This is a genomic window from Viridibacillus sp. FSL E2-0187, assembly GCF_038006425.1.
In the GTDB taxonomy this organism is placed as follows: domain Bacteria; phylum Bacillota; class Bacilli; order Bacillales_A; family Planococcaceae; genus Viridibacillus; species Viridibacillus arvi.
This window is the reverse complement of record NZ_JBBOVG010000001.1, coordinates 3,582,246-3,598,842: the sequence shown is the minus strand read 5'-3', so window position 1 is coordinate 3,598,842 and position 16,597 is coordinate 3,582,246. Positions and strand designations below refer to the sequence as shown.

At 36.9% G+C, this 16,597-nt stretch carries 19 protein-coding genes; 12 read left to right on the top strand and 7 right to left on the bottom strand.

Annotated elements, in window-relative coordinates:
• Positions 1-12: 12 nt before the first annotated feature.
• The 5 genes from MHH85_RS17490 (at position 13) to MHH85_RS17465 (ending at position 4,449) form a co-directional block, all read left to right on the top strand.
• Positions 13-774 (top strand): DUF4230 domain-containing protein, encoded by a 762-nt coding sequence (locus tag MHH85_RS17490; RefSeq protein WP_193738301.1) that lies wholly within the window; start codon positions 13-15, stop codon positions 772-774.
• 5 nt (positions 775-779) lie between these two features.
• Positions 780-1,457, top strand: a complete 678-nt coding sequence (locus MHH85_RS17485) for a uracil-DNA glycosylase (RefSeq protein ID WP_340707889.1) — start codon at positions 780-782, stop codon at positions 1,455-1,457.
• 1,110 nt (positions 1,458-2,567) lie between these two features.
• Positions 2,568-2,876: a YwdI family protein gene (locus MHH85_RS17475; protein ID WP_193738304.1), complete on the top strand. Its 309-nt coding sequence runs from the start codon at positions 2,568-2,570 to the stop codon at positions 2,874-2,876.
• A 21-nt stretch (positions 2,877-2,897) separates the two neighbouring features.
• Positions 2,898-3,275, top strand: a complete 378-nt coding sequence (locus MHH85_RS17470; RefSeq protein ID WP_193738305.1) for a DUF423 domain-containing protein — start codon at positions 2,898-2,900, stop codon at positions 3,273-3,275.
• A 115-nt stretch (positions 3,276-3,390) separates the two neighbouring features.
• Complete coding sequence (locus tag MHH85_RS17465) at positions 3,391-4,449, top strand: beta-carotene 15,15'-monooxygenase (RefSeq protein WP_340707888.1); 1,059 nt, start codon at positions 3,391-3,393, stop codon at positions 4,447-4,449.
• Between the two features lie 42 nt (positions 4,450-4,491).
• On the opposite strand, the gene gerQ is transcribed toward MHH85_RS17465, so the two are convergent.
• Together gerQ and MHH85_RS17455 are read right to left on the bottom strand one after the other, a co-directional pair.
• Entirely contained in the window at positions 4,492-4,839 is a 348-nt protein-coding gene (gerQ, locus tag MHH85_RS17460) for a spore coat protein GerQ (protein ID WP_193738307.1), read from the bottom strand.
• Between the two features lie 20 nt (positions 4,840-4,859).
• Positions 4,860-5,279 (bottom strand): cell wall hydrolase, encoded by a 420-nt coding sequence (locus MHH85_RS17455; protein WP_193738308.1) that lies wholly within the window; start codon positions 5,277-5,279, stop codon positions 4,860-4,862.
• 97 nt (positions 5,280-5,376) lie between these two features.
• Between MHH85_RS17455 and MHH85_RS17450 the strand changes: the two genes are divergently transcribed.
• Entirely contained in the window at positions 5,377-5,844 is a 468-nt protein-coding gene (locus tag MHH85_RS17450; protein ID WP_340707887.1) for a YbaK/EbsC family protein, read from the top strand.
• Positions 5,845-5,889: 45 nt separating this feature from the next.
• Complete coding sequence (locus MHH85_RS17445; protein ID WP_193738310.1) at positions 5,890-6,651, top strand: HAD-IIB family hydrolase; 762 nt, start codon at positions 5,890-5,892, stop codon at positions 6,649-6,651.
• A 209-nt stretch (positions 6,652-6,860) separates the two neighbouring features.
• Here MHH85_RS17445 and hemQ read toward each other — a convergent pair whose 3' ends face one another.
• Positions 6,861-7,613 carry a hydrogen peroxide-dependent heme synthase gene (gene hemQ, locus MHH85_RS17440; RefSeq protein WP_193738311.1) on the bottom strand — a complete coding sequence of 251 codons (753 nt, stop codon included), beginning with the start codon at positions 7,611-7,613 and terminating at the stop codon, positions 6,861-6,863.
• 161 nt (positions 7,614-7,774) lie between these two features.
• Between hemQ and MHH85_RS17435 the strand changes: the two genes are divergently transcribed.
• Positions 7,775-8,605 carry a lipoate--protein ligase family protein gene (locus tag MHH85_RS17435; protein ID WP_193738312.1) on the top strand — a complete coding sequence of 277 codons (831 nt, stop codon included), beginning with the start codon at positions 7,775-7,777 and terminating at the stop codon, positions 8,603-8,605.
• A 123-nt stretch (positions 8,606-8,728) separates the two neighbouring features.
• On the opposite strand, the gene MHH85_RS17430 is transcribed toward MHH85_RS17435, so the two are convergent.
• Complete coding sequence (locus MHH85_RS17430; RefSeq protein ID WP_193738313.1) at positions 8,729-9,382, bottom strand: RsfA family transcriptional regulator; 654 nt, start codon at positions 9,380-9,382, stop codon at positions 8,729-8,731.
• Between the two features lie 226 nt (positions 9,383-9,608).
• Between MHH85_RS17430 and MHH85_RS17425 the strand changes: the two genes are divergently transcribed.
• The 3 genes from MHH85_RS17425 to MHH85_RS17415 all read left to right on the top strand — a co-directional run bounded on the left by MHH85_RS17425 (position 9,609) and on the right by MHH85_RS17415 (position 12,057).
• Positions 9,609-9,845 (top strand): DUF1450 domain-containing protein, encoded by a 237-nt coding sequence (locus MHH85_RS17425; protein WP_038180139.1) that lies wholly within the window; start codon positions 9,609-9,611, stop codon positions 9,843-9,845.
• A 381-nt stretch (positions 9,846-10,226) separates the two neighbouring features.
• Positions 10,227-11,525 (top strand): HD domain-containing protein, encoded by a 1,299-nt coding sequence (locus MHH85_RS17420; protein ID WP_340707886.1) that lies wholly within the window; start codon positions 10,227-10,229, stop codon positions 11,523-11,525.
• A 25-nt stretch (positions 11,526-11,550) separates the two neighbouring features.
• Complete coding sequence (locus MHH85_RS17415; RefSeq protein WP_340707885.1) at positions 11,551-12,057, top strand: YwgA family protein; 507 nt, start codon at positions 11,551-11,553, stop codon at positions 12,055-12,057.
• A gap of 82 nt (positions 12,058-12,139) precedes the next feature.
• On the opposite strand, the gene MHH85_RS17410 is transcribed toward MHH85_RS17415, so the two are convergent.
• Complete coding sequence (locus tag MHH85_RS17410; RefSeq protein WP_053417932.1) at positions 12,140-12,325, bottom strand: 2-hydroxymuconate tautomerase; 186 nt, start codon at positions 12,323-12,325, stop codon at positions 12,140-12,142.
• 68 nt (positions 12,326-12,393) lie between these two features.
• Between MHH85_RS17410 and MHH85_RS17405 the strand changes: the two genes are divergently transcribed.
• On the top strand, positions 12,394-12,909 hold the full coding sequence (locus MHH85_RS17405; protein ID WP_340707884.1) for a YwhD family protein: 516 nt from the start codon (positions 12,394-12,396) through the stop codon (positions 12,907-12,909).
• A 256-nt stretch (positions 12,910-13,165) separates the two neighbouring features.
• On the opposite strand, the gene MHH85_RS17400 is transcribed toward MHH85_RS17405, so the two are convergent.
• Both MHH85_RS17400 and MHH85_RS17395 read right to left on the bottom strand, forming a co-directional pair.
• Positions 13,166-15,220, bottom strand: coding sequence for a transglycosylase domain-containing protein (locus MHH85_RS17400; RefSeq protein ID WP_340707883.1), 2,055 nt, complete (start codon positions 15,218-15,220; stop codon positions 13,166-13,168).
• Positions 15,221-15,375: 155 nt separating this feature from the next.
• Complete coding sequence (locus MHH85_RS17395; RefSeq protein WP_340707882.1) at positions 15,376-16,461, bottom strand: GGDEF domain-containing protein; 1,086 nt, start codon at positions 16,459-16,461, stop codon at positions 15,376-15,378.
• Positions 16,462-16,597 lie beyond the last annotated feature (136 nt).

The following is a 16,597-nucleotide window of genomic DNA, read 5'->3' as shown; positions in this document are numbered from 1 at the left end:
AGAGGGATTAAGGTGACTTCAAATAAAAAAATACGAGAGCTTGAGAAGATGTTAAAAGAATTAAAGTCAGAAGAACAATCTGCCACAGTTCTTGATTCTCCAGAGTCTCTTTACTATAGGAAAGATAGAAAAAAAGGCTTTATACGCAAATTTTTAATACCTAAGTTCTTTATGCAGTGGTATGTTTGGGCAACTATTATTGTCTTAGCGCTATTAATAATCATTCCGATTGCAACTATGAACATTATTAAAGGTAGTACATTCACAGAAAATAAAGGTTCAATTATGGAACGTATTCAAAATTTAAATGAACTAACAACAGCTGAGGCATATACAAAGATCATGATTGAGCGCTCTGACAATAAACTTTTCGGAAAAGAGATTGGTGTAAACTTACCTGGAACTAAAAGAGAATTATTAGTTGTTATACCTGGTGGCGTTAAAGCAGGTGTAGACTTTTCAAAGATTACCGAAAAAGATATTGAATTAAATGAAGAAAAGAAAATAGCTACGATTACATTGCCAACTGCAAAGATATTAGGGGAGCCGCAAATAGACTTTGATCATGTTCAAGTCTTTTCAAGTGAAGGCCTATTCCGAGAAAAAGCAGATATTAGCGAAGCATATGAACTTGCTAAAGAAGCAAAAAAACTAATGATTGAAGAAGCTACCACTCAAGGAGTTATTGATACAGCAAAAAGTAACGCGCAAAGTTCTGTCGCTGATATGTTTGCACTTGTCGGATATGACGTGACAGTCGAATTTAAGGAGTAGAATAGATGACAAAGCAAATTTTAGACAACGATTGGCAGCGAGTACTCAGTACAGAATTTAATCTGCCGTATTTTTTACAGCTTCAGAATTTTTTAGAAAACGAATATGCCACGCAAACAATCTATCCTCCCAAATCTGAAGTATGGAACGCTTTTCGATATACATCATACGATGATGTGAAGGTTGTCATATTAGGCCAAGATCCATATCACGGAGCAGGTCAAGCACATGGATTAAGCTTTTCTGTGAAACAAGGTGTAAAGCATCCACCAAGTTTACAAAATATGCTGAAGGAATTGGAGTCAGATTTAGGCTTTACGATTCCATTAGACGGGACATTAACGAAATGGGCAGAGCAAGGCGTGCTCATGTTAAACACCGTCTTAACGGTGCGTGAAGGACAAGCTCATTCACATAAAAAACAAGGCTGGGAGCAGTTTACAGACACAGTAATTCAAAAGTTATCTGACCGTGAACAACCTATCATCTTCGTACTTTGGGGTAAACCAGCACAACAAAAAAAACGACTGATTGATACAAGTCGCCATGCTATTATCGAAGCACCTCATCCAAGTCCGCTAAGTTCATACCGAGGCTTTTTCGGTAGTAAACCATACTCTAAAATTAACGCACAGCTCCAAGAGTGGGGAGTATCACCAATAGATTTTGATTTAACAAAATAACCATTCGGAAAACCGTTCTTTTTGTGGAGAACGGTTTTTATTTTTGAGTATTTGATTTGAGCAATGTGAATCAAATGTACTCGGGTTGTTATAAATAGTTGAGAATCGAGGTTTTTAGGACATGAATATTCTGCTAAATAACAAAGAGGCTAGTTAGTGCAACAAAGGGCGGAGATAGTGCAACAAAGGGCGGAGTTAGCGTAACAAAGAGCCAAGTTAGTGCAACAAACAACGCAGTTGGCGCAACAATCCAATCTCCAACAAAGGAGCGCCACTAATGCTAGCCCGCTGCAGCATTAAATAAGCAATTGATAAGGAATAAGGTGAATCAATTATATTGGAATGAATCTAATTGTGGGTGAAAAGAGGTGTTAGGACATGAATATTCTGCTAAATAACAAAGAGGCTAGATAGCGCAACAAAGAGCGAAGATAGAGCAACAAAGGGCGGAGTTAGCGCAACAAAGAGCCAAAATAGTGCAACAAACAACGCAGGTGGCGCAACAATCCAATCTCCAACAAAGGAGCGCCCCCTAATGCTAGCCCTTAAATAAGCTATTGATAGGGGATAAGGTGAATCAATTATGTTGGAATGAATCTAATTGTGGGTGAAAAGAGGTGTTAGGACATGAATATTCTGCTAAATAACAAAGAGGCCAGATAGAGCAACAAAGATCCAAGTTAGCGCAACAAAGGGTGGAGTTAGCACAACAAAGAGCGGAGTTAGCACAACAAAGAGCGGAGTTAGCACAACAAAGAGCCAAAATAGTGCAACAAACAACTCAATTACCACAATAAACAATCAACTTACCACAACAATCACCCCCACCAACTACTTTCCGCCTCTAAATGAACGTCTTCAGCATTAAAGTCAAAAACCCGTCACTTTATGGTTTGATATAATCATGGTAAAGTGAAGTATGAAGAGGGGGAGCGTCATGCAAGAGAGTTGTTTTAAATGTAGGCATTTCTATGTGACTTGGGATCAAAGAAGTCCTAGAGGGTGTCGAGCATACCAATTCAAAAGTAAGGAGCTGCCTTCTGTAATCGTAAAAAGGTCCTCGGGTCTTGAGTGTTTAAAATTTGAGCCGAAGCAGGGAGGAAACATCTAATGATTTCTCATGAATTAATTGTTACTGAAATTGACAAACATTTATTGCAGGCAAAAAATGCAAGAAATGAGCAAGAAATTCGTGAAGCACTTTCTGCGGTTCGGGCGTTATGCGATGTAGTGCTAGCTAAATCTTCAGAAACTATAGCAAGACCATCAAGACCACTTGACATGCAAAATAGCCAAGTTGTTCAAGCACAAAATATACAACCATCACAACAAATAATGCAGACGCAGGTACCGGCTTCCATTACTACAAATAAGCTTCACGAAGAGGATGCAAATGGTGACTCGATTTTTGATTTTTAGAAAAGGAAGTGTCAAAAGAAGATGAGATTCTTTATTATTTCAGGAGCTGTGAATGCATTCATCGCAGTAGCACTGGGTGCTTTTGGAGCACATGCACTTGAAGGGAAATTATCCGATCACTATGCAGCTGTATGGGATACAGCTGTACAATATCAAATGTTCCATGCATTAGGATTAATCGCAATCGGTATATTAATGAGTTCTTCATTAATTGGGCCTGTTACTCAGCTTTCACGTGCTGGATATTTAATGCTAGCAGGAATCGTATTTTTTGCAGGCAGCTTATATGTTCTTTGCTTAACAGGTGTAGGTATTTTAGGGGCTATTACACCAATTGGAGGAGTTCTATTCTTAGCTGCTTGGGTAATGGTTATTCTAGCAACTCTTAAACATGTATAATTTTGAAAGAAATCCTACTTGCTAATTTATCAGGTAGGATTTTTTAGTAAAGGTCGGTACTTTATTAAAAATGCGTATTACTTTTTTAATAAAATATAGAAGATGAGGTGATCAGATGGTAGTAAGCCAAAGAGATTTGAAAAGCTATATTTGGATGGCGTTACTTTTACTTGTTCTTGCGACGAACTTGGCATTATATCGGACGCCATTGTCAGAAGTTTTTTTATCAGAGGAAACAAAAGGTGTTATTCTAGGTAGTCTTTTTGATTTAGCAATTGTCACACCGTTATTAATCATCGCAATCGATCGAAAAAATAAATTTACTATAAAACGTTTCATAATGTTAATGGCGGGCGGGTTAATTTTCGCAAAGCTTTTAATTCCAGCCCAGCATTTAGCGCCGTTCGTCGGGTTTTCTTATGTAGGTTTTGCCATAGAGGGCTCTATAATTTTATTTGAGCTCAGTTTGATTGGATTTCTATTTTTCCTCATGCCTGCGGTCATTCGTGATGTACGTACGTATGATGAAGGTTTATTATTTGCCTTTCCAAAGGCCGTGCGGAAAAGGGTATCTAAGCACCGAATTGTACAAATGATTATCTCAGATTTACTTATGTTTTATTATGCTTTTGCTTCATGGAAAAGGCCAATTCCAGTAGCACCTAACACCTTCACTTTACACAAAAAATCTAGTCTACTTGCCTTTCAAATTATGCTAATACATGCGATAGTAATCGAAACATTAGGCATCCATTGGTGGCTTCACGAAAAATCAATGGTTATTTCCATTATCCTACTCATATTGAATATATATAGCGTTATATTCTTTCTTGGGGATATACAAGCAGTACGTTTGAATCCAGTACGTTTGAAAGAGCAGAAATTATATTTATCATTAGGTCTTGTAAAACAGATGGAACTTTCATTAGACGACATTAAGTCGATTACAACTGATCAAGAAGAACTCAAGAAGAAGCTTAATACGAAAACAACGATTGAATTTGTTGCAAGAGACTTTGAAGAAGTCCATCCACATATGATTTTAGAATTAAAAAAACCATGTACAGCAACTTTGTTAATAGGTTTTAAAAAGCAATATTCACGTGTTGCTATTCGTCTTGATGACCCAATAGCCTTCAAACAAGCATTACAACAGCATTTAAGTAATGAATAAAAAGACAAAAACCCTTCCGATTATATGGAAGGGTTTTGCTATTTACTGAGATTGGTTAAAATAAGCTAATTCCTCATCAAATTCTGCATAATCGAAGTAAATCATAGGGAAGAGATATCGGTGATTCGTTCTGAGATCACGTAAAATGACATGATCGCGACCAGCCGCCTCCACGACACCGCGTACATTAATCGTATTTTTTCCAGCTTCTACTGCATGCTCAAACGAAAAGTGAAAATTCCCTGGCTTCCCACGATTTAGTCGTAAAATATTTTCAATATAAGATTCCTCACGTACTGGAAAACCTGATGGTCTACCAGTACTCGGAATTGTCACTTGGGGAGGAATCATCTGTTGTTGATAGTTAGGTGGCCAATAATATTGGACCATTCATTCATCCTTTCTAACTGTTAAATTTGCGGACAATCACTTTCACTTGGAGAGAAGAAGCAATGCGACTTATAACGCCCAGAATTCCATTGACCATACCATTGATCAGGACAGCCACCCTCAGGTCTGAAAAACCATAGCGAGCGCGTCGCTGGGTGAAATCTTTCACCGTTAATTACTCTGCGCGCTAAACGTTTATCTAGTTCACGTGCCCGTTGATAAAAGTACCCTTTCTGCGTTGCTTCAAATCCACCTGGACTTTGAAAAACCATTTGTTCAATTGTTCGAATATCAGTAAAATCGAGACAGCTAGCAATTACCCTGTTCACACCAACATTGCCAACCATCAGCATACCAAGCTCTCCTTCGCCCTCTGCCTCGGCTCGCATCAATCTTGCTAGTAACTCTAGTTGTTTTTCTGTCGATTGTATGACAGGCATCGCAAGACCTCCTCATTAAAATATATGCAATATTAAGAAAATAAGACCGCCTATTCGTGTATAATGAAAAAAATATCTATTTAGGGAGATGTATTTCATGAAGGAAAGTGCACTTGTCATTCAGACAAAATTACAATCGTTAGGTTTCGATAATCAAGTAGTAGAGTTACCTGACAGCGCGCGTACAGCACAAGAAGCGGCAGATGCCATTGGATGTACGGTTGCGCAAATTGCTAAATCAATCATTTTTCGTATGAAAAATACTAATACTCCACTTTTAGTTGTTGCAAGTGGTATTAATCGTATAAATGAGAAGCATATTGCCAAAGTTATAGAAGACAAGCTTAGTAAAGCTGATGCAGAATTTGTTCGTGAACATACAGGGTTTGTAATCGGGGGAGTAGCTCCCATCGGACATGTATCAGAAATTCAAACTTTAATTGATGAAGACCTTTTTCAATATGATACAATTTGGGCAGCAGCGGGTCATCCAAAAGCTGTGTTCCAGCTAACTGCAGATGAACTCTTACAGCTCACCGGCGGCAAAATTGTCGCAGTTAAATAAAAAGAGGACAAAACTCACGAAACCTCAGAGAAAGAAGTGTCATACATGCATTTTGTTTTCGATTTGGATGGTACGATTTGCTTTAAAGGCCAACCAGTCACAGAACCTATACTCCAAAGTTTAGAGCAACTTACAGCAAGTGGACATGAAGTCGTTTTTGCATCCGCACGCCCGATACGCGATTTATTGCCTGTACTTCATAAAAGATTTCACGGGTATAAAATGATAGGGGGGAATGGCTCACTTATATGTCAAAATGGAAATATTAAACAAGTAGCTCGATTTAGCCCAACAATATTAGTAAAGTTAAAGGCATTATTAGAAAAATATCAAGCTACGTATTTAATTGATGGCGATTGGGATTATGCTTATACGGGGCCTACAGATCACCCGATTTTAAATAATCTTAATCCACATAATTTAGCAGAAAAAAAACCGCTTGAAAAACTAAACTCGATTATAAAAATACTTATTCTGACTTCTTGTAATATGGATGCCCTTCATGAAGATTTGAAACAACTAGATGTTATCATTCACTTACATAGAGATGAAGGGATATTGGATATTAGTCCTACAGGTATTCATAAATGGAGTGCTTTGAAGCAACTTCATATTTCTTCAGGTAGCTATATTGCATTTGGGAATGATACCAATGATATCTCAATGTTCGAACATGCCCATCATGCTGTTATGATAGGTCATCACGAGATACTTGCACCATATTCTGATGAAGCTATTACAAATGATGTTAATGTTGAACAGCAAATTATTGAGAAATTAGCTGAATTTAATGTTCGATATGCATAAAATGCTTTCTGAAAAAATAATATCTATTAAGTAAAAATATACACAAAAACAGCAAACTCTTTGGATTCACTTTAAGAGATTGCTGTTTTTATTTATTTTGTGGAGGACTTTTGCCCCTTCGCATTTTGATTCAGTTAAAATAAAAGACACATATGAACATAAAAAAGAAAGCTCAATAAAATAAAGAGCTTTCATTTAAAAATGAAAAATTAAACAGTTAGAAGTTTCACTAGTTTTTCGTTGTCTAAAATATTACCAACGAAGAATGCGCCGAACTCAGCATAACGAGCACTTACTTCATCAAAACGCATCTCATAAATTAGTTTTTTGAATTGCAATACGTCTTCAGCAAATAGAGTAACGCCCCATTCATGATCGTCAAAACCGACAGAACCCGAGATGATTTGTTTAACTTTACCTGCATAGCTACGGCCGATTAAACCGTGACTGCGCATTAATTCTTTACGCTCGTCCATTGGTAGCATATACCAGTTAGCGCCTTCTTGACGACGTTTATCCATTGGATAGAAACAAATATGATTCCAACGAGGTAATTCAGGATATAAACGAGAGCGTACATGTGGATTTTGGTACGGATCTTCGTCAGAGTCTTTTCCAGCAAGGTAGTTTGAAAGCTCAACCACTGAAACATAAGAGAAAGAAGGAATTGTGAAATCAGCAATTGCTAACTTGTTGAATTCCGTTTCAAGCTCTTGTAATTCTTCCATTGTTTCGCGTAATGTCATAAGTACGAAATCTGCTTTTTGACCTACGATTGAGTAGAAAGCATGGCTTCCTGTTTTCGCAATGTCAGCTTCGTTAATTTTTTCTAGATATTTAATGAACTCTTCAACCGCTGCTTGACGCTCTTCTTCAGAAACTAGTTTCCAAGAAGCCCAGTCAATTGAACGGAAATCATGTAATACGTACCAACCATCTAGTGTTTGTGCTGCTTCGATCATTGTTTATGGACACTCCTTTTAATGAGAATCATTCTGCATTAGTTTAGCATAAAAAAAGAAAATAAGTCTCACTATTGCTTGAAAGTCACGAATTTGACATGAGAAAATTGACCGATTCGTGTATGCTAGTGAAGAAAACAATATAGTCCAGGAGAATAAAAATGTTAACATACCTACAGCAAAAAACATGGCGTTTTTGGGATCAATCTGTGAGTGGTATTGGGCACTCACCATTAGAATCATTTGCTGCTGATGATACATTGTGCCATTTAGTTGGCCAAGACATGTCACCAGCAACAGTCCGCACCTGGGTACATGATCGCTCAGTTGTACTTGGCATTCAGGACCATCGCTTGCCACATATTACAGATGGTATGAATTTTTTGGCGGTAAAAGGTTTCACACCAATTGTTCGAAACTCAGGTGGGCTTGCAGTTGTGTTAGATTCAGGTGTTTTGAATATTTCCATTGTACTGTCTGAACAGCATTCAAAAATCGATATTAATACAGGCTATGAAGTAATGTTAGAACTCATCAAAGCATTATTTCCAAAAGCTGCTGAACATATTGAAGCGTATGAAATCGTCGGTTCATACTGTCCAGGTTCTTATGATTTAAGTATAGGTGGCAAGAAGTTCGCAGGTATCTCACAACGTAGATTGCGTCAAGGTATCGCCGTGCAAATCTATCTATGCATAGAAGGCAGTGGAGCAGAGCGTGCCAGTTTAATAAGGGATTTTTATAAAATAGGTTTGCAGGGTGAGGAGACAAAATTTGAATATCCACAAGTGCGTCCAGAAGTTATGGCTTCCTTAACCGAACTCTTAAATGAAAAATTGACAGTTCAACAAACCGTTATAGATTTACAAAAATTATTAATGGAACTTAGTGATGAAATAAAAATTGGTTCATTACAACAAAAAGAAATGGAACTTTATAGTTTCTATTTGAATCGCGTGTTTGAACGTAATAAAAAGATGTTAAGTGAATAACAGAGAAAAAATAACCCGACTCGCAAGCGGGTCGGGTTTTAGTATTGGATTAAAAAAATGAAATCAAATGGCGGAAGAGAGAGGTAAAATCTATTGAAGAAATGCTATCCTCTCTTAACCCTATTAATTCGTAGGCGGTTCTTTAACAATTAAATTTCCGTTGCGTTCCATAGTGAAAACGGGAGCGATATGCTCTTCCTCTTCATCTAGTGTTATCATTCTGCGAGCGCGATTCATAATTTGAGCAAATTGCTCGTAATCTTTGCGCATGTGGCGATTCTCCTTCTCTAGCTTGTTAAGTTCAGCTTCTAAGCGAGATACTTTATCATTAGCCACATTAGCCAAATGACGCCATCTTGTAGTCTCAGAATCATTACCACTACCCATATGTTGTAGGCGCATTAAATAAGCTATGACAACATCAAGTGATAGCGATGATAGTGGAATAGAACGTTGTTGCTCAGTGACACCATTACTTTCATTACTTCCACTAGTAGGTAGTACGTAGATTCCTGTATTTCGGCGACGTACGGTTTGTCCGAATACACGCATACGTTCCTTACGTTCCTTTTTAGCGCCTGCTAATTCATTTTCATAGATTTTACGAACGACAGCATTCCAACGAAAGCCACATGCAGCAGCGGTCCTATTCAAAGCATCTCCAGCTTCTTCAAAAGCATTTAATTGTGTACTTCCTTCTTTAACATGTCGAATAACTGCTTCTGCTAACAATTCATCGTTTTCTTTTAACCAAGCATCTTGTCTGACTTTTACCATTTTATAACCTCCTATAATGTTGATAGTCTCAGCGTGGTCACTTTCTCTATTTTTTATTCACAAACTTGCAAAATATTATGCTAGGTGTTGTTGTGGGGGCTTTTGTAGTGAAAAGAAAAGAGAATGCTATGAGATAATGCCTCATTATAAGCTTGAAGGAACGGCTATAAATACGATACAATGACTGTTAGACTTCAGATTCAAATATAGAAAGGGTTGTAGACAGATGGCAAACGAATTCCGAGTTTGCGATGAATGTCAGGCCGTTAATTTAAAAACATTAATCCCGAAATTAAAAGAAATCGATGCTGATGCTTCAGTCGATATCGCATGTCAGTCATATTGTGGTCCTGGACGAAAGAAAACATTCGCATTCGTAAATAATCGTCCTTGTGCTGCTTTAACAGAAGAGGAATTAATGGAAAAAGTACGTGCCAAATTAAAATCACAAAATCGTCTATAACAGACGGTTAGTATGTTGATATGACAATCATTATAGTAATTAGAGCAACGAATTGTAGACTTCTTAGCGTAGGAGTTAGTTCATAAACTTACTAAGTTCCTAGCTTGAAGTCAGACTTTAGCCGCCTTTCCGAAAGGTGGTTTTTTCATTTATACTTGTAATTAAAGTTGTAGTAGAATGATTAATTCGATAAGGATTTGAGTGTGATTTACTACAATTATTTGTTTATTTTAGTAAATAAACAATTTTCTTATCACGAATTAAAGATGTTCAATATCATTTAATAGATATAGTTAGTGTAATTTGTCCATTAGTTTAGTTGCCTCGTTAATAGGTTATATATTCAACAATTCAATACAAACAGTGGAAGTGGGGTGCCTTATGAGTTACGCAACAGCAAAGTTAGAAGAAGAAAAAGTATTTAAGGACCCAGTCCATCGCTATATACATGTGCGAGATCAGGTGATTTGGGATTTAATTGGAACAAGAGAATTTCAAAGATTACGCCGTATTAAGCAACTTGGTACGACTTATTTAGTGTTCCATGGAGCAGAGCATAGTCGATTTAATCATTCACTTGGTGTTTATGAAATTGTCCGTCGAATGGTCGATGATGTGTTCAAGGGTAGACCAGAATGGGATGAAAGTGAACGGCTTGTCGTACTTTGTGCTGCATTATTGCATGATTTGGGACATGGACCTTTTTCGCATGCTTTTGAACATGTTTTTGACTTGGACCATGAAGAATTCACACGCCATATTATTATGGGGGATACCGAAGTCAATCAAGTGCTCAGTCGTGTTGCGGCTAATTTCCCATTAAAAGTATCGAATGTCATTGCAAAAACGTATGAAAATAAACAAGTTGTCAGTATGATTTCAAGTCAAATCGACGCTGATCGTATGGATTACTTACAACGGGATGCTTATTATACTGGTGTCAGTTATGGTCATTTTGATATGGAACGTATATTGCGCGTGATGCGTCCGCGAGAGGATCAAGTGGTCATCAAATCGAGTGGTATGCATGCAGTAGAAGATTATATTATGAGTCGTTATCAAATGTATTGGCAGGTTTATTTTCATCCTGTATCACGGAGTGCGGAAGTAATTTTGACAAAGATTTTACATCGTGCGAAAGCATTAAGTGAAACAGGTTATAAATTCTTACACGAGCCTACGCATTTTCAAGCATTTTTTGATGAAAATATTGAACTTGAAGATTATTTAGCTTTGGATGAAAGTATTTTGCTGACATATTTCCAACTATGGATGCGTGAGGCGGATCCTATTTTGAGTGATTTAAGCAGACGTTTTGTGAACCGTAAATTGTTTAATTACGTGGAAATTGACCCTGCCAAAGATTATCAAAAGCTACGTGAACTTGAGAATCTATTCCAAAAAGCTGGTATTGACCCGCAGTACTATTTAGTTTTAGATTCGTCTTCAGATTTACCATATGATTTCTATCGTCCGGGTGAGGAAGAGGAGAGATTACCGATTCATCTATTAATGCCGAATGACGAAATCCGTGAATTATCGAGATCATCTGATATCGTCGATTCCATATCCGGAAAACGCCGAACGGATCATAAGTTATATTTTCCAGAAGATATTTTACTAGAGAACGGTAAGAAAAAAACGCTTAGAAAACAAATATTAGAAATATTAAAAGGTTAATAACCTCCCGGAAGGAGATTTAAAAGTGCTAGAAGAACACGCAAAAGTCGTACAATTTGTGTCATTAGCAGGTCAAGTCACTGGTCGTAAAAAACTACAAAAAATGGTCTATATAGCAAAGAAAATGCGATTTCCATTCCAGGAAAAATACCAATTTCATATATATGGCCCTTACTCAGAAGAGTTAACGTTACGCGTAGAAGAGCTTTGTAATATGGGTTTTTTAACGGAAGAAAAAGAGGATAAGGGATCGTATGTACAATACCGCTATGCGGTTACTGCTGAAGGGACAAGTTTCTCTACTATGCTAGGTAAGCAACATGACAAGCTACCAGAAGTGATTACTATGATGAATGATAGAAGTGCACGTTTTCTAGAGCTTGTTTCAACGCTATTATATTTTGATGCACTCACAAAAGAAGAGCAAATTGAAAAGGTACATGTGGTAAAAGGAAAGCTGAACTTCACAGAAGAAGAGCTAAGAGATGCCTTTGAATTTATAGCACAACTTGCAACAGTATCGATTCAGTAAGAAAATCCCCAAAAGTGGGGTTTTTTTATACAAAAAAAGCCATCCCTAAAAAGGGACAGCCCTGCTTACGATAACTATATTATTAAAGGTCGCTCTTACGTACGCCACCAATAGCGTAGTGTGATTTTTGCATTTCTTCGATTATAATTGAGATGTTTTCTTTTGGTGCATCTACAGATTCGGAAATTGCAGCTGTTACCTTTTCAACCAAATCACGTTTTTGATCGTCTGTGCGACCTTCAAGCATTTTTATTGTTACTATAGGCATCAAGAGTCCTCCTCATTTAAAATATAGTGTATATTCGTTATAATAACAGAACGGAGGGATTTTGAGAAATGACTAATGAAGAAAAACCGAAACAAAAGTTAGGATTTACGATTATTAAAAACGATCCAACAGACGGACATAAAGGATTTGGGGTAGGTTCTTTAACTCTTGAGAACGTATCACCAGTCATCATTGATATTGAAGAAAAAAAAGCTACTGTAGAAGTAGGGGCTATGCATGCACGTAGTGATGTTGAAAGAGGCATTAAATTTACAACGAATCGAGAAGATTCAGCGGGTGGTAAACCATATTGGCTAGTATGGGTGACAATCGATCATAAAGAAGGTGGAGCTTATTTTGCTGGTGTAACGGCTTGTGAAATGGTTGTCAATAGGGAAAAACGTCGTGGTTATAAAATTTTAGCAGACCATGTTAATAAAATGGATAAATCGATGAAGCGTCATATCATTGTAGAGCATATGGACGAAGAGTCAAAACGAGTGCTAGGCGAGTTTTTACACGGCTTTAACGAGAAAATGTGGTCTTTAAGTTCAGAAGAATTACGTGGACAATTAGCCTTCTAAAATTTTGAAAATAATTGAACAAAGTGTGACATTTATAAAGCGATTTCAATACATGGTTGAAACTGTCTTTGAAAGGCAGTACACTTTAACTACAACTTAAGAAAGTAAGCTAGGACATCTGGTAACCGATTTGATATGAGAGACATGCGGCATTTTGACAAACCCAAGCCGAATGCCCCATGTAACTCATATTTTCGAGAACCAAAAAGCTGCATCTCCCTAAGGATAACGGACTCCTTAGAAGATGCAGCTTTTTTTATTCAAATAATGAAAAAGGAAATAGATGCCAAGATGTTTCGTCTTTTTTCGTTAAATCACTAACAATACTTGGATCTGTACATAGCTTTTTCGGGATATCTTTCTTTTTCATATATACAAGTCGTTGTTGATCACAACTTGAAGTCGCTAGACCACCTGTTTTTACATCGACAATTACGCCTTCAATATTATCAGGCGCCATAAATGGCTCACTAGGTAATCCTTCATGTGCTTTTTCCATAAAATCAATCCAAATTTGTTTTGTAGCTCGTGAATCTTCTGCACTGTCCATCTGTTTGCCTTTATCGTAACCATTCCAAACACCAGCAGTTAAAGAAGGGGTATAACCAACCATCATTTGATCGGTTAAAGTTGTACCTGATTTTGCTGCATAAGGTCTAGTTTGTTTGTTACGAATTGAAATCCCAGTTGCTGGTGCATAATCATTAAAGACTGGATCGAACATACCAGTCATCAACTGTGTGATTAAAAACGCATCATCTGAACTAATCACTTGTTTCTGTTTCTGTTTCTTTTCTGCTTTATAAATAACTTTTCCATTTGCATCAGTAATTGAAATAATTGTTGTTGGTTTCTTTTGAACACCTTTTGCCGCTAATGTGTTATAAGCGGAAGTTAAATTCATTAAGCTTACTTCAGAAGTACCAAGAGCTACCGCTGGTGAATTTTGCAATTTACTTTGGATGTTAAATCGATTCAATACATTACTGAATGCCTTATAGCCGATGGTTTCAAACGTCTTCACTGCGTAGATATTATCAGATATAGCAATTGCTTGTGCCAAAGACATTGGATGATCCGCAAATTCGCCATTTACATTTTTGGGCTCGTACTTAGAGCGTCCATCATCATAAGTGAAAATGGTAGGGCTAGTATCCATAAACGTTAAAGGAGTATAACCTTTTTCCAGTGCAGCACTATACAAAAAAGGCTTAATAGCAGATCCAGGTTGCCTTTTAGCTTGTGTTACCCTATTGAATGTACTTGTTAAATAGTGTCGTCCTCCAACTAGTGCAGTAACATAACCTGTAGATGGATCCATACTAACGAAACCAACTTCTAGTTCATCGTTTGGTAACGATTTCTCAACAGCTTCCTCAGCAGCTTTTTGATGTGAAGTATTCAATGTTGTTTTGATTACCCAACCACCTTCTTCAAAGCGACGGCCTTTCTCAGTCAGGATATCTTTTGCTTCCTGCCAAGCTGTATCTAAAAAGTATGGTGCTAGTGATTTCGAATTTTCCCATTCCTCATATTTAAAATCTAGAGTTTCGCTCTTAGCTCTCTCTGCTTGTTCTTCAGAAATAACACTTTGGTTAGACATTAAACTTAATATTAATTGTTGACGACCTATTGATTTTTCTTTATTTACTGCAGGAGAATAAATGCCTGGTCCTTTTGGAATCCCAACTAGCAAAGCAGCTTCAGAAAGTGTTAAATCTTTTGCTGATTTCCCAAAATAAAATCTACTTGCAGCTTCAATACCGTACATACCATGTCCAAAGTAAACAGTATTTAAGTAGCCTTCTAAAATCTTATCCTTATCATAAAAGACTTCCAAACGGTATGCATAGAGTGCTTCATTTGCTTTCCTTAGCCACGATTTCTCATGCGATAAATATAAATTGCGAGCATATTGCTGCGTAATTGTACTCGCTCCTTCAACTTTGCGCATTGCCTTAATATCTTTCAATAATGCGCCTGCAATACGGGTGTAATCAAAACCGTTATGCGAATAGAAATTTTTATCTTCCGTTGCAATAAGTGCTTGTGCAACAAAAGGAGAAATTTCATCTAGGTTTACCCAGTAGCGACGTTCCATAGAAAATTTATCGCCAGCTCGATGCCCATCCGCATCTAAAAAAACGGTTGCCTTCGGAACAGCGAGAGAAGGCGCACCCGCAATTTGTGCGTATATTCTGAGTGACAGCAATACTGTTAAAAAAGCTGAAATACCTACGACACTCCACATAAGAGTGCGTTTCCAGCGCTTATTCACCCTTCTTTTTCGCCAATAGTCTGCTCGATTCATAAGAACAGCTCCGTTCCACCAATTTAGCGATAGTATGTGATGATTCTATGTAAAATAAACGGACGAAAAAAATTAAAAAGGATGAATTTGGTAATTATTTGACAGCGACAAAAAACGCTAAGGGTGAATTCTCTTAGCGTTTTATTACAATAATATTAATTATTCAATTGGTTAAAGTGAACGAGTTGGTTTGAACCTCTTGCTATTGCTTGCATAATGGCCTTATCTGCCGAAAACGCGAGTTCTTTTGAAGTATTACCATTGTCAGGGTATGAACAAATACCAATGGAAACAGTAATAGGAATTACATGACCAGTGGACACAACAAGTGGTGTTTTGGCAATTTGTGATTGAATTAAATTTGCATAATGTATGCCATAGGCAGGCACAGCGTCCTTACAAACAATATAAAACTCTTCGCCGCTAATCCTAGCAGCTTCTGCATTAATCGTTTTCACATAATTTTTTAACTGTGTACCTATTTGTTGTAAGATTTCATCACCAACAGGATGACCATACGTTTTATTAACTTTTTTAAAAGAGTCGATATCAATTAATATCAATGAAAAAGGGACATTATTAGAGAGTAAATCATCTATTATTTGCTGGAAGCGCCGGTTATTCGGTAGTCCAGTTAAGTAATCTGTTTCAGCCATTTTTTCAGTTTCTCGCATACGATTAAATTGATTTCGAATTGATTTTAATACAAGTAAAGTTATGTAAAATGACACGATATAAAAAAGTGCTGTTTGAATAACATTTTGTAAGCCATGTATCCTAGTATCTGAAAGAATATAGAAAACAATGCAAACTTGAAAAACGATATAAGTGAAATAGAAATAAATATTGCCGAAAGTAATTGGTTTTTTTATTGAAATAAATGCGATAACACCACCAATTACTAAAATATTTAATCCTGCAAAAATAGACGTTTCTGACAAGCCAAACACATAAATTCGAAAAACCCCTATGATGAGTGAAGACAGAGCAATAGCAATTGGGCCTCCGAGCAATCCACTGAGTAAGATACTAATAAAACGACTATCACTAATAATATCATTTTGGTAATGTACAGCCGTACCCATCAAAAGTAAGCCAGTAAGTCCTGCTACGAGACCTACGATCCAAGGTTGCAGCTCAATAAAACTATCTTGATAAGGTTCTAAAGACTCGTATAACCAATATGAAAATATAACAAAAGTAAATAATATCGAAAAATTAATGACTAATTCGAGCAACATATAGATTCTCTCCTACCATTTTATGCCTTCATTATAACATTCAATTTTATAAGAAAAATTAAAATAATTATGTTTTCCCTATAAAACGACATAAGGTAGTGAGAAGGAGTGATTATAAAGAATTCACTGTTTGTCT

Excerpts from the sequence above, each read along its gene's own strand:
- MHH85_RS17470 (WP_193738305.1), top strand. The coding sequence starts at position 2,898 with ATGAGATTCTTTATTATTTCAGGAGCTGTGAATGCATTCATCGCAGTA.
- MHH85_RS17400 (WP_340707883.1), bottom strand. The coding sequence starts at position 15,220 with ATGAATCGAGCAGACTATTGGCGAAAAAGAAGGGTGAATAAGCGCTGG.
- gerQ (WP_193738307.1), bottom strand. The coding sequence starts at position 4,839 with ATGGTCCAATATTATTGGCCACCTAACTATCAACAACAGATGATTCCT.
- MHH85_RS17450 (WP_340707887.1), top strand. The coding sequence starts at position 5,377 with ATGAAGGAAAGTGCACTTGTCATTCAGACAAAATTACAATCGTTAGGT.
- MHH85_RS17435 (WP_193738312.1), top strand. The coding sequence starts at position 7,775 with ATGTTAACATACCTACAGCAAAAAACATGGCGTTTTTGGGATCAATCT.
- MHH85_RS17455 (WP_193738308.1), bottom strand. The coding sequence starts at position 5,279 with ATGCCTGTCATACAATCGACAGAAAAACAACTAGAGTTACTAGCAAGA.
- MHH85_RS17405 (WP_340707884.1), top strand. The coding sequence starts at position 12,394 with ATGACTAATGAAGAAAAACCGAAACAAAAGTTAGGATTTACGATTATT.
- MHH85_RS17475 (WP_193738304.1), top strand. The coding sequence starts at position 2,568 with ATGATTTCTCATGAATTAATTGTTACTGAAATTGACAAACATTTATTG.
- MHH85_RS17420 (WP_340707886.1), top strand. The coding sequence starts at position 10,227 with ATGAGTTACGCAACAGCAAAGTTAGAAGAAGAAAAAGTATTTAAGGAC.
- MHH85_RS17430 (WP_193738313.1), bottom strand. The coding sequence starts at position 9,382 with ATGGTAAAAGTCAGACAAGATGCTTGGTTAAAAGAAAACGATGAATTG.
- MHH85_RS17425 (WP_038180139.1), top strand. The coding sequence starts at position 9,609 with ATGGCAAACGAATTCCGAGTTTGCGATGAATGTCAGGCCGTTAATTTA.
- MHH85_RS17485 (WP_340707889.1), top strand. The coding sequence starts at position 780 with ATGACAAAGCAAATTTTAGACAACGATTGGCAGCGAGTACTCAGTACA.
- hemQ (WP_193738311.1), bottom strand. The coding sequence starts at position 7,613 with ATGATCGAAGCAGCACAAACACTAGATGGTTGGTACGTATTACATGAT.
- MHH85_RS17395 (WP_340707882.1), bottom strand. The coding sequence starts at position 16,461 with ATGTTGCTCGAATTAGTCATTAATTTTTCGATATTATTTACTTTTGTT.
- MHH85_RS17445 (WP_193738310.1), top strand. The coding sequence starts at position 5,890 with ATGCATTTTGTTTTCGATTTGGATGGTACGATTTGCTTTAAAGGCCAA.
- MHH85_RS17410 (WP_053417932.1), bottom strand. The coding sequence starts at position 12,325 with ATGCCTATAGTAACAATAAAAATGCTTGAAGGTCGCACAGACGATCAA.
- MHH85_RS17465 (WP_340707888.1), top strand. The coding sequence starts at position 3,391 with ATGGTAGTAAGCCAAAGAGATTTGAAAAGCTATATTTGGATGGCGTTA.